General features: G+C 65.7%; 12 protein-coding genes. 4 read left to right on the plus strand and 8 right to left on the minus strand.

Translation table 11 applies throughout. The features are described 5' to 3' along the window. Window positions 1-30: 30 nt before the first annotated feature. The 4 genes from KY501_RS08510 to KY501_RS08525 form a co-directional block, all read right to left on the minus strand. Complete coding sequence (locus KY501_RS08510) at window positions 31-1,431, minus strand: cytochrome P450 (RefSeq protein ID WP_224362172.1); 1,401 nt, start codon at window positions 1,429-1,431, stop codon at window positions 31-33. A gap of 53 nt (window positions 1,432-1,484) precedes the next feature. After that, complete coding sequence (locus KY501_RS08515; RefSeq protein ID WP_373691570.1) at window positions 1,485-1,697, minus strand: MbtH family protein; 213 nt, start codon at window positions 1,695-1,697, stop codon at window positions 1,485-1,487. A gap of 82 nt (window positions 1,698-1,779) precedes the next feature. Further along, window positions 1,780-2,724, minus strand: coding sequence for an NAD(P)-dependent alcohol dehydrogenase (locus KY501_RS08520; RefSeq protein ID WP_224362173.1), 945 nt, complete (start codon window positions 2,722-2,724; stop codon window positions 1,780-1,782). Between the two features lie 10 nt (window positions 2,725-2,734). Further along, window positions 2,735-4,057 (minus strand): aminotransferase-like domain-containing protein, encoded by a 1,323-nt coding sequence (locus KY501_RS08525; protein ID WP_224362174.1) that lies wholly within the window; start codon window positions 4,055-4,057, stop codon window positions 2,735-2,737. A gap of 172 nt (window positions 4,058-4,229) precedes the next feature. Here KY501_RS08525 and hppD point away from each other — a divergent pair, with 172 nt between their 5' ends. Genes hppD through KY501_RS08540 form a run of 3 tightly spaced genes read left to right on the plus strand, consistent with a single transcriptional unit; the run spans window position 4,230 to window position 8,115 of the window. Continuing rightward, a complete protein-coding gene (gene hppD, locus KY501_RS08530; RefSeq protein WP_224362175.1) occupies window positions 4,230-5,303 on the plus strand; it encodes a 4-hydroxyphenylpyruvate dioxygenase in 1,074 nt (357 codons plus the stop codon). Window positions 5,304-5,311: 8 nt separating this feature from the next. Next, complete coding sequence (locus tag KY501_RS08535; RefSeq protein ID WP_224362176.1) at window positions 5,312-6,511, plus strand: alpha-hydroxy acid oxidase; 1,200 nt, start codon at window positions 5,312-5,314, stop codon at window positions 6,509-6,511. Between the two features lie 29 nt (window positions 6,512-6,540). Continuing rightward, window positions 6,541-8,115 carry an LVIVD repeat-containing protein gene (locus KY501_RS08540; protein WP_224362177.1) on the plus strand — a complete coding sequence of 525 codons (1,575 nt, stop codon included), beginning with the start codon at window positions 6,541-6,543 and terminating at the stop codon, window positions 8,113-8,115. Window positions 8,116-8,139: 24 nt separating this feature from the next. Here the strand turns inward: KY501_RS08540 and KY501_RS08545 are convergent, their stop codons facing one another. Then, a complete protein-coding gene (locus tag KY501_RS08545; protein ID WP_224362178.1) occupies window positions 8,140-9,480 on the minus strand; it encodes a hypothetical protein in 1,341 nt (446 codons plus the stop codon). Then, window positions 9,477-11,591, minus strand: a complete 2,115-nt coding sequence (locus tag KY501_RS08550; RefSeq protein WP_224362179.1) for a hypothetical protein — start codon at window positions 11,589-11,591, stop codon at window positions 9,477-9,479. The genes KY501_RS08545 and KY501_RS08550 overlap by 4 nt, the downstream gene beginning before the upstream one ends. Window positions 11,592-12,041: 450 nt before the next feature. On the opposite strand from KY501_RS08550, the gene KY501_RS08555 reads away from it, so the two are divergent. Continuing rightward, the gene (locus KY501_RS08555; RefSeq protein WP_224362180.1) at window positions 12,042-12,551 is read left to right on the plus strand and encodes an HhH-GDP family DNA glycosylase; all 510 of its coding nucleotides are present in this window, start codon (window positions 12,042-12,044) and stop codon (window positions 12,549-12,551) included. 857 nt (window positions 12,552-13,408) lie between these two features. Here KY501_RS08555 and KY501_RS08560 read toward each other — a convergent pair. Together KY501_RS08560 and KY501_RS08565 are read right to left on the minus strand one after the other, a co-directional pair. Next, window positions 13,409-13,549, minus strand: a complete 141-nt coding sequence (locus KY501_RS08560) for a hypothetical protein (RefSeq protein WP_224362181.1) — start codon at window positions 13,547-13,549, stop codon at window positions 13,409-13,411. 219 nt (window positions 13,550-13,768) lie between these two features. Next, on the minus strand, window positions 13,769-13,906 hold the full coding sequence (locus tag KY501_RS08565) for a hypothetical protein (RefSeq protein ID WP_224362182.1): 138 nt from the start codon (window positions 13,904-13,906) through the stop codon (window positions 13,769-13,771). Window positions 13,907-14,026 lie beyond the last annotated feature (120 nt).

Raw genomic sequence — 14,026 nt, forward strand, 5'->3', positions numbered from 1 at the left:
GGAGCTGAGAACGGAGAGCGGTGGGGCGGCTCAGGTGCCGCTGGCCAGCGAGGGCATGGCGATCGGCGGCGCCGCGTGGATGGTGGCCTGGAGCCCGTACTTCGGTGCCAGCGTGACGCTCGCCTCGGCCTCGACGGGGAAGCCTGGGACGGTCCTCACCTCATAGCTGCGGGCCGTCATGGCGATGAGCAGCGTGGCCTGCATCAGCATCATGTTGTTGCCGATGCACTGGCGCTGGCCGCCGCCGAACGGGAAGTAGGAGTACCTCGGCCGCTTCACCGCGCGCTCGGGCAGGAAGCGCTCCGGCTCGAACCGATCCGGGTTCTCCCAGTACGTGGGATCCCGTTGCAGGTGGTAGACGACCGTCATCATGAAGGTCCCCGGGGGGACGTCCCACTCGCCCAGCGTGTCCGCCTCGCGGGCCTGCCGCCCCAGCACCCATGCGGGCGGGTACAGGCGCATCGCCTCCTCGAAGCACATGCGCGCGTAGCGCAGCTTCGGCAGGTCCTCCAGTGTGGGCGTCCGGTCTCCAATGGCCTCGGAGACTTCCTGGCGCAGCCGCTGACGCACCTCCGGGTGCTTGTCGAGCAGGTGCCACGTCCAGGTGAGCGAGCTCATGGACGTCTCCGCTCCGGCGAAGAAGATGTTGGCGGCTTCGTCGCGCAGCTCCTTGTCCGTCATGGCCTGCCCGGACGGGGCGCGCGCGGCGATGAGCATGTCCAGCATGTTCTGCGGCTCGGCGGGAGCCGCCTGGCGCCGCTCGCGGATCAGGGCGTAGAGGCGCTCGTCCAGCCCCTCGAGGATCTCGCGCATCTGGTTCGCGCTCGGAGGCGGCCGCCGGAACAACCGGCGCAGCAGCCGCACCGCCAGCGGGCTGCGATGGTGGATGATCTGGTTGTGCTTGAGGATGCCCTCCAGCACTCCAGGCTGTTCGATGAAGTCCTGGGTGAAGGCGGCTCGCCCGGTGATGGAGAGCATCACCCGCAGCATCTCCTGGGGAATCTCCACCGGCTTCCCCTCGCGGGCGTACTCCTCCCACCGCCCCAGCATCCGCTGGATGCTGTCCACCATCAGGGGGAACAGGTTGTTGAGCCGGTCCTGATGGAAGGCGGGCTGAACCATGCGCCGCTGCCTCAGCCAGAACTCCCCATCGCTGGCGAGCAGACCGTTGCCCAGGATGGGGATGATGCCCGACGGCTTCGAGTAGTTGGCCCCGTTGTCCACCAGGAAGTGCTTGATGTAGTCCGGGTGGCTCACCAGCATCACCACCTGCCCCGGCACCTGGAAGCAGACGAGGTCCCCGTGCTCCTGACGGTACCGGCCGAAGAAGCCCAGCGGGTCGCGATCAGATTCGAGGAAGTCCTTCAGCGCGCGAAGAGAGAACAAGCTCCGGCGGGGGCCCGGAGGCAGCTTGTAGGTGGGAGGTGTCATCCATACGGTCCAGTCGGCGAGCGGTGGGCCTGCGGTCCATCAAGCCCGCGAGATCAGGACTTCTGGTTCTGCATCGCCTTGCGGAGGCTGAGCGGGCGCATGTCCGTCCAGACCTCCCGGATATAGGCGAGGCACTCTTCCTTGGTGCCAGTCTTGCCCGCATCCTTCCAGCCCAGCGCGTTCTCACGGTCGGCGGGCCAGATCGAGTACTGCTCCTCGTGGTTCATGACGACTTTGTAGATCGTGGTGTCTTGATTGGTGTCCATCAGTCGCTTGGGGGGAAGGGGGGAAGGGGAGCGAACGCTAGCAGCAAATTCTCCGCGTCGGGAGGGTGTCGCCGGAGGCTGCTTACACCGTGATCACGAGCTTGCCTCGGGCGTGCCCGGTCTCGCTCAGCCGGTGCGCTTCCGAGGTGTGGGGCAGGGGGAACACCTGGCTGACCACGGGGCGCAGCTTGCCGGCCTCTATCCAATCCGTCAGTTGCTCGAGATCCTTCCCCGACGGTTGGACGTGACCGGTCCGGAACGAGTGCCCCGAGGCCTTCGCCAGCCAGCTCTCCGCCAGGGTGCGGAGGCCCCGAAGCGTGGTGGTCAGGTACGTTCCTCCCCGGCGCAGGTGCCGTGCGCAAGCCCGATAGGAATGGGCCTGGGTCGTGTTGAGGATGAGATCGTAGCGCGTGCTGCTCTCCGTCAGGCCCGCCGTGGTGTAGTCGATCACCTGGACCGCGCCGAGCTCCCGGACCAGTTCGGCGTTGCGGCCGCTGCACACGCCGGTCACCTCGGCGCCGAGGATGCGGGCAATCTGCACCGCATAGGTTCCCACTCCCCCAGAGGCTCCGATCACGAGCACCTTCTGGCCCGGCCCGGTTTGCCCCAGATCCCGTAGCACCTGGAGCGCCGTGCTCGCCGAGAGCGGTACCGCGGCCGCCTCGGTGTACGAGAGGTTCTTCGGCTTGGGGCGTAGGAGCTGAGCGGGGATGACGGCGTACTCGCTGCAGGCTCCATGGTTCAGCCAGAAGCCATACACCGCGTCCCCTGGCGCCCACTGCGTCACGGCCGCGCCTACCCGCGCTACCTCTCCCGCGAGATCCATGCCGATGAGCGCGGGAAACCGCACCTCGCCGCCTCTGCGCTCACCGCTCCGGAACTGGCAGTCTCCAGGGCTGACCGCCGAGGCCCGGACACGTACCAGCACCTGCTGTTCGTCAAAGGCTGGAATGGGCACCTGGGCCGGGTGCAGCACCTCCGGCGGTCCAAAGCGGTCCAGCACTGCCGCAGTCATCATCTCTGACATGCCCGTCCCCTCAGCTCGCCTTGAGTGTCCGCGAGGGTTGCTGCTCCACCGCTGCCTTGATCAGCCGGGCCAGGCGGGAGATCCCCTCTTCGATCCGCGCGGGCGTGAGGTAGCTGCACGAGAGCCGGATCTCGTGCTCGCCGCCTGTGCCCAGGTAGAAGTACCGCATGGGCGTCCAGAGGACCTGGTAGCTCCGCGCGGACTGCTCGAGCAGGGCGTCATCGGCCTCGATAGGCAGCTTCATCACGAGGAAGAAGCCGCCATCGGGGACGTTCCACGTCACACCTTGGGCCCACGCTTCGTTCCTCGGGAAGTGGCGCTCCAGGGCCTGGAGGGCGGCGTCCATGTTCTCCTTGTAGAAGCGAATGGCTTCCCGGTTGGCCTCGAGGAGCCCCCCTCCATGCATCACCAACATGCCGCCGATGATGGCCTGGCTGATCGACGGCGTGTTCACGGACAGCAGGCTCTTGATCTTCGAGAACTCCTCGGCCAGCAGGTGCCGCTTCCCCGTCGCGTTGACGACCTGCTGATCCACCACGGCGTAGCCTACGCGCAGGCCTGGGAAGGCGGACTTCGAGAACGAGCCCAGGTAGATGACCTGCTGCCGGTCATCCATCGACTTGAGGGTGGGCTTGCGCGGACCCTCGCGGAAGAAGAAGCCGTAGGGGTTGTCTTCGATGATGAGCAGCTCCGCGCGTGCGGCGATCTCCAGCAGACGGCGGCGTGCTGGCAGGGGCAGACTCCGCCCGGAGGGATTGGAGAAGTCCGTGACAAGGTAGAGCGCCCGGGCCCGCTTGCCCTCCGCCTGGAGCGCACGCAGCCGTGCCTCGAGCGCCTCCAGATCCAGGCCATCCTCGCGCTCGGGCACAGGGACGATCTCGATCCCCAGGAGCCTGGCCGCGCCGGTGATGCCGATGTAGCAAGGCATGCCCACCAGCAGTACCTCGTCGGGTTTCGAGAACAGCGCGCGCAGGGAGATGAACATCCCCTCCTGGCAGCCCACGGTGACGACGATGGACTCCGGGGTGGTCCGGATGCCCTCATCCTTCTCCAGCATTCGCGCGATGAGCTCGTGGATCTGGCCATTGGTCCGGCCGTACTGGAAGAGCTGGGTTCGGATCTGCGGCTCGGTGAGCCCTCGCTCCTGGCTCAGGTAGCGCACGTACTCGTCGAGGTACGACGAGAGCTGCCGGGCATCGTAGAACTGCTCGTTAGGCCTGCCGGGCGCGAACGAGATGGCCTCCGGGAAGCGGAGCGCCACCTCGTTGAGGAAGTTCATGACGTCCAGGATCGGATCCGTCAATGACGGGTGCAGGGACTCTTGGAGCAGCATGTCGAGGGGGGACCATACGCGGGATCAGAACGTGGAGGCCATCTGCCCCGTGTAGGATGGAGGGCTGCGGCGGCGAAATCATGTGAGAAGCCGTCTTGCCGGGCATGGTGGCTTTGCTCGAACATGAGCGCCTCGTACCCGTCGGAGCAGCGTCGGAGAGGGAGTACCCGAAGTGAACGTCACTGGAATCGATCACCTTGAGCTTTTCGTCGCGGATCTCCATCGAGCAGCACACTGGCTCTGTGATGGTTTCGGCTTCCAGGTCGTGGGTGACGCGGGTTCGCAGGCCCTTGGAGAACACCGGCACAGCCAGGTGCTGCAGCAGGGAAGCATTCGGCTCGTTGTCACGGCCGCGGATCACCCGACGGACGAGGTATCTGGCTATGTGGAGCTGCACGAGGATGGCATTCGAGACATTGCCTTCCGAGTGCCCGATGCGACGGAGGCATTCCGGGAGGCGGTCCGTCTCGGAGCCAGGCCTCTTCAGGAGCCTGTGCGCAGCGAGGACGCGCAGGGGCGGTTGATCCGCGCCATTGTCTCCTCGCCTGTCGGTGATGTGGTGCACTCGCTCATCCAGCGTGAGGCGCCGGAGTCTCAGTTCTGGCCTGGGCGCTTCCAGATGCGGGAGGGAGTGCACCTCCCTTCGGCCCCGATGATGGTCGATGTGGATCATCTGGCCCTGTGCGTGGCGCCCGGCTCTCTCGTGCAGGGCGTGGAGTTCTACGAGCGCGTCTTCGGCTTCCGCCAATCGCATGAGGAGAACGTGGAGACCGCATACAGCGGCATGAACTCGCGGGTCGTCCAGGACGCGGCGGGCAGGGCGTGCCTGGTGCTGATGGAGCCCATGGCCGGCAAGAGGCAGGGACAGATCGATCGCTTCCTTCTCGGCCACCGGGGGCCTGGGGTGCAGCACCTGGCCTTCCGCAGTGGTGACATCCTGGGCACGGTGAAGTACCTGCGCGATCATCAGGTCTCGCTCCTCGAGAGCCCTCCTGGCTACTACGAGCGCCTCCCCCAGCGCGTGAGGCTCGAGGATGTGGGCGAGGACTGGCAGCAGCTGCGCGATGGCTGCGTGCTGGTGGATCATGAAGGGAGCGGTTACCTGCTCCAGGTCTTCACTCGCTCGGCCCACCCGCGGCGGACCCTGTTCTTCGAGGTCACCCAGCGCAAGTCAGCGCGTGGCTTCGGCGCCGCCAACATCCGGGCGCTCTACGAAGCGGTCGAGCAGGAACTCGGACACGGTTGAGCCAGGACGTGCCTCGGGTTGCCAACATCGAGGATCTGCGCCGGCTGGCGCGGCGCCGGTTGCCTCGCTTCCTCTTCGACTTCGTGGAGGGCGGCGCGGATGATGAGGTCACCGTGCGTGCCAACCGGGAGGCCTTTGCCCGCTACATGTTCCGGGCTCGCGCGCTGGTGGATGTCGGCACAAGGGATGTGTCGACGACGTTGCTGGGACAGCGGCTGGCGCTTCCGGTGATTCTGGGGCCGGTGGGCCTCGCGGGATTGCTCGCTCCCCGGGGAGAGCTCCTTGTCGCGCAGGCGGCGGCACGCAAGGGCACCATTTCCACATTGAGCACCATGTCGGTCTGCACCATCGAGGAGGTCGCCGCGGCGGCGCCGGCACCGCAGTGGTTCCAGCTCTACATCTGGAAGGATCGAGGGATTACCGGCTCGCTGGTGGAGCGGGCCCGCGCCGCGGGTTACAGCGCTCTCTGCCTGACGGTGGATGTGCCAGACATGGGCAATCGCGAGCGTGATGTTCGCAATGGCTTCGTGGTGCCGCCCCGTCTCACGGTGGCCAACGCGCTGGATCTCCTGATGCATTTGGGCTGGGCGCTGAGGATGACCCGCTCGCCCCGCGCCACCTTCGGCAACTTCGAGGACAGCAAGGCGCTGACGCGCCGGGATGCGGTCTCCGTGGCCGCCTATACGTCTCGGCAGTTCGATCCCTCCGTCACCTGGTCGGATCTGGAGTGGCTGCGAGGGCTCTGGCCCGGTCCGTTGGTGCTCAAGGGCATCACCCGCGCTGAGGACGCGCGGCGCGCGGTGGAGCATGGCGTCCAGGCCATCGTCGTCTCCAACCATGGTGGGCGGCAGTTGGATGGCTTACCTGCCGCCCTCGATGTGTTGCCCGAGATCGTCGACGCCGTGGGCGGGAAGGCGGAGATCATCCTGGATGGAGGAGTGCGTCGCGGCTCGGACGTGGTGAAGGCGATCGCGCTGGGGGCTCGCGCCTGCATGATCGGCCGGCCGTTCCTGTATGGACTGGCTGCGGCGGGTGAGGCTGGCGTGGAGCTCGTGCTGGAGCTCTTTCGCAAGGAGATCGATCGCACGCTGACGTTGCTGGGCTGCCCTCGGTTGGAGCTGCTGGAGCCCTCGTATCTGCGCGGCCCTGGCAGCCAGTCATTCGTCCAGGTGCTCTCATTAGAGGGGAAGCAAGACAAACCATGGTGAATCCGATGCGATGTGCGCTTGCAGTCCTGATGATGACGACCCTGGGGTTGGGCTGTCACGACGACAAGAAGGAGCCGGATCCAGAGAGGCCCACCGAGTGGGACGGCAACTACGTCCCGCTGGAGGAGAAGGGTGACCACATCGACACCGGCCCCTTTGCCTCCTGCTCGGTTGTCACCGTGGATGACGCGGGCAATCCCGTGCCCTGCGGGAGCCTGGAGTCCTTCAACCTGTCCTCTTGCGACCGGAGCACCCTCTCGCGGCTGTCTCCAGACGGCGTCTACTCCGTGCTCGATCGCTCGAGCAGCAGTCCGTTCTCCGGCTTCTCCCCTGGTGGCTTCCGGGTCTCCACGCAGGGTGGCCCGGAGGCCGTCAACGGCCTGCCACTCCTCCAGAAGCATGTGGATGGGCAGACGTTCTACGTCTCTAGCCAGTTGAGCTTCCCGGATGGCACCAGCCAGCTCTTCGCCTTTGCGGGCTGCCAGGCCGAGAACGAGCAGCGCTTCACCGGGTGCTCTCAGACGTGCATCAACGGTGGGGAAGAGCGCTTCGCCGGCACCTTCCAAGGTGTGCGCACGCAACGGATCGGCGAGCCCGAGCTCTCCGGCATCGAGTTCGTTTCGGAGAGCCGGGTGGACGTGGGCACTCCCGTGGACGTCTACGTCACCAAGAACCACGCCTATGTGGTGGCCCTCAACTACGGCCGGGGCTTCGACGAGGGCGGCCTCGCCGTCTTCGATGTGAGCGACAAGGCCCACCCCGTACTGAAGAAGGTGGTGAAGCTGGAGGGCGATGCCTATTGGAACTCGGTCTGGGCCAAGGACGACGCCCTCTATGTGGGCAGTGGCAATCACGGGGTGCTCGTCTTCGACATCACCGACCCCGCCAATCCGCAGATGGTGCGCGGCGTGCCGGGCGATACCTTCGACATCCACACCCTCTTCGTCGACGGCAACCGGCTGTACGCCCAATCCTCCAGCGGCGGACAGGCGCTCATCTTCGACGTGAGCAACGCTTTGAGCCCCGTGCTGCTCGCCCGCTACGGCGTGCCCGCGGACCCGAATGGCCGGGGGTATCCGCACGACTCGTTCGCGTACCAGAACCGCCTGTACATCAGCCAGATGGGCCAGGGGTACTACGTGCTGGACGTCACGGATGGGAGCGATCCCAAGCCGCTGGGCTCGTACACGTATGACGCGAGCATCTACAACCCCAGCCACACCAGCCAGGTGGGCACCTTCGCCGGCCGCACGATCGCCTTCGAGGGCGGAGAGAACGTGAACGCGCACCTGCGTGTGCTGGATGTCACCGACCCGGCCCACGTCGTGAAGATCGGCGAGTACAAGATGCGGCCGCAGAGCTCGATCCACAACATGGTGCTGAGGGACAAGCGTCTCTACGTGGTCTGGTATGCCGAGGGGCTGCGAGTGTTGGATGTGTCCAACCCCACCCAGCCGAAGGAGATTGCGTACGCCAATACCTTCCGGGATTCGGACCTCTTCGATGGCCTCTTTGTAGGAGCCATCGGCATCCGAGTCCCCGGAGACGGCTACGTCTACGTGGTGGACATGACGCGCGGCCTGCTCATCTACCGCGAGCCGTAGTCCGGCACGCCCGTCCAATAGCGCTCAGCCCCGGTGCCGCTCGGCCACGCGGTACAGTTGCGTCAGGGAGTAGTCCAGCAGTGACTGGCGCGAGCGCATGTACTGGTGAGCCCGGACGAAGGGAAGCCAGACGCGGTTACCGACGCGCACCTGAGCCTCCTCCAACTTCTTGCGTGGTATCCATTGCCCTCCCAGGCGCCGTACCAGCACTTCGCCCAGGTACCCGCCTACGGCCGGCACCGCCCGCGCGTCGATGTTGTGTCGCTCGAAGGTCTCCGGAAAATTGTCGTACCAGAAGCGGTAGTCCACGTCCGTGAGTGACTCGGGGGTTTGCTCGAAGACGGAAGGAACATTGGAGTGCAGGAGCGCCACGAGGTACTCCGCGAGCAGCGAGTAGTGCTCGCGAGCAGCTTTGGGATCCGACACGTCTGGAGGCAGCGCGGCGTCCGCAGGCAACCACTCCTCCGGTTCGGGTGGTTTCCAGGCGTTGAACTCCGCGATCCTCTGCTGGCGCTGGCTGAACGCGGCGCGATCCACTACGCGTGCCAGGAGGGGAGCGATGTCCGGGTAGAAGTGAGGCTCCACGGGTGCGAGCCTCGCACTTCGCTCCCGCAGGGTGCGCAGGACCGCCTCGAAGTCGAGATCCGGCCGGAGGTGGACGAAGGCCCGAGCCTGAGCCTGGCGCGCCTCATCTCGGGCGAAGTCTGCGGCAGTGGGCCAGGTCACCACGAGGATGGAACCGGTGGGGAGTTCCTCCACCCGGTGGGCCGGCGTGGACAGCATGCGCTCGCGGCCGACGAGTTCCACCAGTTGCGGGCCGAAAACGTTGAGCCAGCTCAACTCGTAGATCCTGTCGAACCCGTCCCGGTACATGGTCTCGTCATCGCGGCCGTAGTTGGGAGAGTCCGCCAACTGATCCTCCGCCAGGCTGTTGGCCTTGGCGTGAGTGACTGGGTAGTGGGAGGCCCATGCGGCGACCATGTCCACAAAGTTGCGGCAGCGCTCCTCCTCCGCGAAGAAGGAGAGGGGTTGCAAAGCGAGCCAGATGTACAGGTCGGTCTCTTCGGGCGGGAACCAGAGCCTGAGCGTCATGTCCAATGCGGGCCACTTCGTGCGATAGAGCCCGATGGACGCCCTCTTCTCGTTGCGCTCCTCCTCCAGGGACTTCCAGAGGGCGGCGCGAGAGTATTTTCGGTGCCGCTTGCCTTTGACGACGTCCGGCATCCAGTCGCCCGCACACGCCTCAAGCACTTGGAGGAAGGGCTCCAACTCGCGCTCAAGTGGAGTCTTCGGGTTGAAGGTCGCATCGAAGGAGAGCCGGAGGCGGTCCTCCGGATTCAAGTCGTGGAACTCCAGCGCCTTCATTTCACCAGCACCTCCACTCCCTTGACCTCCCTCTGAACTTCGGGCACCGCTTTCTTCAACAGCGCTGGGTCTGTCGGCTTGAGTTCGCCGCCCTCGTAGATGAGGCGGACTCTGCGGACCTGCACCTCGGAGCCAAGGTATTTGAGAGAAGGACGGCGGATGTTCAGCGTTTCGCCATAATACCCCAGGGCTTCCCGCGCATCCTCCGTCATCTGCGCCGTCAAGGCGCCTTCCTTCAGCAGCGAGAGATCGCGGCTCTTGAAGCTGAAGGTCTCCACGCGCGGCGGCTGGCCCGCAGGGGGTTGCCTCTCGATGACGAGCACGTCCGCGAAGCGCACGCCGGGTTGGCCCTCCTTCGCCACCCCCACACAGGTCTCGATGCGCGGATCGACGAAATCCCGGAGCCACAGCCGCTGCGCCTGCGGCAGCGCTGCGTCCGCGCGCAGCAGGGCCACCATGATCCTCTCGAACGCCAACCCTCGGGCGAACAGCCCACGCAGTTGCTCGTACTCCTCCCATCGCAGGGGCCCCTTGGCCTTCTCTCCCGCCTTCAGCTCGGAGAGGCGGCCCTCCCTGTATGCCACGTACTCGTGCCAGAGCGCGGAGCCCTCGGGCACTCCGGGCGGTGGCGCCTCCAGCCCAGGGCGGTTCTGCTCCAACCACGCCACGTTCGCGGGAAGCCGCGCGCCGGGCGCCTCCAGGAGTTCCGCCCGCGCCAGCCTGGCGTGGACCACCTCCGCGGTGTGGCCCACGGATTCGTTCACCAGCGAGGCCAGGCTGCCCAGAGTGTTTCCGGCTCCGGGCATCTTCGGGGAGGGGCCCGGAGCCTCCTCCGCCATCGAGGCGGCCCTGTCGAGGTTCTTGCCTGCGCCGGCCATGGTCTGGGCGGGGCCTCGGGGCTCGGGCCTGGTTTGGGAGAACACAGCCTGTGCCTTCACCGGGTCGCCGCGGGCCTCGACGAGGACCATGGCGAACGGCTCTCCATGGGTGGCTACCAGGACGCCCACCTCGCGACTGCCTCGAAGCCACCGCACCAACTGCGCAAAGTCGCTCTCGCTCAACCGCGCCCGCAGCCGTTCCACCACCTCCCTCAGCATCTGCACGCGCAGCTCGGGCACTGGCAGCCGCTCGCCTTCGGCTCCCACGCCTGCGACTCCCTTGGCCCCGGAGAAGAAACGCAACCCCTTGCCGCCGGCGTACAAGCCCACCAGCAGAGCCGCGGGCGCCAGCTCCCGCGTGGCCTGCTCGTACTGGCCCTGCGTCAGCGTGTGCACCCCATGTCCCGTCCCAGCCGCCAGGTAGTAAAAGCCCAGTGGCACGCCGAAGGTCATGTGGTCGAGGGTGCCCAGCGTCACATGGCCCGGAGAGAAGTGCTCCCTCACGAGGGCCCGCTCTGTCTCGTCGAAGGCTTCCTGGTAGGGCGGTGGCAAGTGGGCTCGCGTGGCGTACACAGCCCCGCCTTGGAGCCCATCTCTCAAGGGGATGGTGGAGCGCACGTCGTTGGCGGCGCGGCCCAAGCCCCGCAGCACGTCACTGAGTTGTTCGTCCCGGTCCGGGTAGTCCGAGAGCTTGAGGCCCCGACGCTCCAACTTCTCGCGGACGGCCTCCATCCGCCCCAGCGTCTGTTCCAGTTGCTTGTCCCGCGCCAGCCGCAGCAACAGATCGCGCACCTCATCATCGAATGTGGTGTCGACGAGAAAGAGGGTGAGCACCTGGTCGTAGGCCCCGTACTTCTCCGTGGCAGTGACGAGGAACGAGAAGCGCTTGCGCTGGAGCACCTCCGCAGCCGGGGTCTCCAAGGGCCCGAGCGCGCCGAGCCTCACGGCGGACCAGTCCTCCAACGCCTCTACCAGCCGGGGCATGTCCACCCGGCGTTGCAGCTCGAGGAACTCTGAGGGCGAGGTGCACTTGAGGAAGGGAGCGAGCAGCTCTTCATCCAACCAGGAGGAGTAGTCTGGCCAGCCTTCCGGCACGGCCTGGCCCCCGCATGTGGGCGGGCCTTGGGTGGGGGGCTCCGAGCCGGCCGCTTGGCTCAGAGCCATCTCCTCCGGGCTGACCAGGGCCACGTCCGTGCCCACCACGGGCGCGCCGTGGCGGCGCCGGAGCCGCACTCGTGGTCTCTTTTCCGGGGTGGCGGCAGGGTGGAGTTCCTCAACCGAGTGAGTCCCCGTCGCTGGATCCTCTCGCAACACCGCGACAGGGCCGTGGGCGTCACCCGGGCCAGGCCGCGGGGGCCACGTAGCGCAGGCCGTGACGAAGAGGGCGACGGCCATCCACATCACTGCCCACCTGGGCCTCAGCGCTTCAACGCACATGCTCCACCCCCAAGCCCAAGGAAGCGAAGATGACAGGGAGCAGCGTCCCATCTGCCCTCGGATAGAGCCGCGTGCCGCCCTGGGCCAGCGCGAACAGGACGCGGGAGAGACGCCAGCACATCTCTACCGAGTAGAGAGGTAGCACGTCCCAGGCCGGTCCAGGCCCCGTGCCAGGGAGAAGGGGCGGCGCTCTGCAAGGTTTCAGGTACAGTGCCGCCACAGCACTCATGAGGCGAGGAGGGTCACATGCCCACGGAGTACCACCGATCGATCAAGCGGGCCATGCTCCGCTTCATTCCCTGCCCGAAATTGGATGGTCTCGCCAGCAGGCCCGACTTCTCCGGTTGGGGACTCTCTCGAAATGCAGTGCGGCTGTTGCTCCGAGATCCCAATGCATTCCTGCTTGGCGGAGTCTTCGATCGGCTCGTTACAGTGAACCGGGCCTGGGAGTGTCCTGCTCTTCTCGCTGATCGGCTCGGACATCTCGACGTTCGCCGCATCGCCAAGATGAGCGAACGGCAGCTAGCACGTGTCCTGGGTCGTCAGAGCGACGCTCGCGCCCTCCACAGATTTCCCTCTATGATGGCCCGCTGCGTCATCTCCGCATGTAAGCGTCTTGTGAATCAGTATGACGGGAGTGCTGCAAATATTTGGAAGCGAAACCCCGGAGCAAATGAGGTACTGCGCCGCCTCGATGAGTTCGAGGGCATTAGTCAAAAAATCGCGCACATGGTTGAGCGGATGGGAAGACATTGATGTCGCGGTCGACCGACACGTAGCTCGCGTGTTTCTTCGCACTGGATTGGTTCAGGGGACATCGAGGGGTACCGTTCATTCGGTGGCTGCGCTTCGACAGGAGGTCATCATGAAAGCGCGCGAACTCGTCCCGAGATTTCCGGGCGCACTTGACGAACCCGCGTTCGTAGTCGGCATGAGATGGTGCACGGCCGCGAAGGCAAGATGCAACGAGGAAGAAGCGTGTCCCCTCGCATCAGTCTGTGCCAAGCAGCGGAAGAGATGGAAGGTCGTGTAGTTGATTGGGCTGATGAGGTGTTCGTGGATACAAATCGGGTGCACTATCCCTGAGGAAGATAGCGGCATGGCTCTGCGAGATGGCCTTGGAGGCTATGGTCGGCCCACTGGCTTCCTTCCCGAGCACGGGCTTAATGTTCATGATCTCGGCGAACTGATCCGGCGAGCAGGCTGGGAGGCAGGCCTGATCGTGGAGACGGAATGGAAAGTCCCTGGTTCGAAGCTTCGCCGTATCGACTGGGTCTGGCTAACACCAGAGGAGCCGACAAACCCGGTGGTTGTATTTGAGATTGAGGGGCCTGCTGTGCCACTCAAAAGCATCGCCAATGATGAAGCGCGATTGGCCTCCGCCGGTGCTGTTGTCGAGATCATAGCACTCTACAGTGTGGACCATAACCGCACCATCCGTGATCCATCCGTCGCGGATCCTGTGCGTCGCGTTGAGGGCCTGCTCCGCCGGAAGAGTGTTCGCGTCTACTCAGACGTAGAATTGATGAGGTTAGGCGATCCCAAAGGGATCGAATCGCTGATAGGCGAGGCATTGGCACTTTTGCGGACGCGTGCCAGGACCGCCTCGTCGCTCAGCGCGCCATCAGCCCACGCGCCACGGCGGCCACGTACTTGAGTTGCACGGTGAAGCTGAAGCGGTGCCGCCCCATCTCGTCTGGCCCCAGGTGCACGGGCCCAGGGCCCTGGGGCTTGATCTGCGCATACTCAGGCACTCGCTCTGGGTCCCACCCCCGGTTTCTGGGGGTGGGGCCGCTCCGAAGGCTTGGCTACCACGATGATGGCGAGCGTCGGCTAACGGAGTCGATGCCCGACTACGAACGTGCAGAACTCGTCTGGGGGATGGAACAGTGCCGGAGGGCGCGCACCGCTCCTCTGAGCTGGCGGACCGCTCTAGCTTGCACGGAGCGCGCGGACTCTGTCGGCGCGGTAGGTCAGTTTCCTCGATAGTTCATGGCGATGCATCGTGCTTTGGCGGTCTCGGTGGTGACGCAGCAGACCAGCGCCACGAGGCTGCTCGGCACCGAGGTGGCGAGCCTGCAGCGCGAGGTGGAGCACCGGAGCTGGGTCATGCAAGGGCTCCCTTGCGAACGCGCGGACCTCCGGGCACTGACAGTGGCTTTTACGCCTGTCTGCGGCTGTGACACAACTTCGCGTCTCCCCCGAGTTATACTGTTGTCCGGCAGTAGGGC

Source organism: Hyalangium versicolor, assembly GCF_020103695.1.
GTDB classification, from domain to species: domain Bacteria; phylum Myxococcota; class Myxococcia; order Myxococcales; family Myxococcaceae; genus Hyalangium; species Hyalangium versicolor.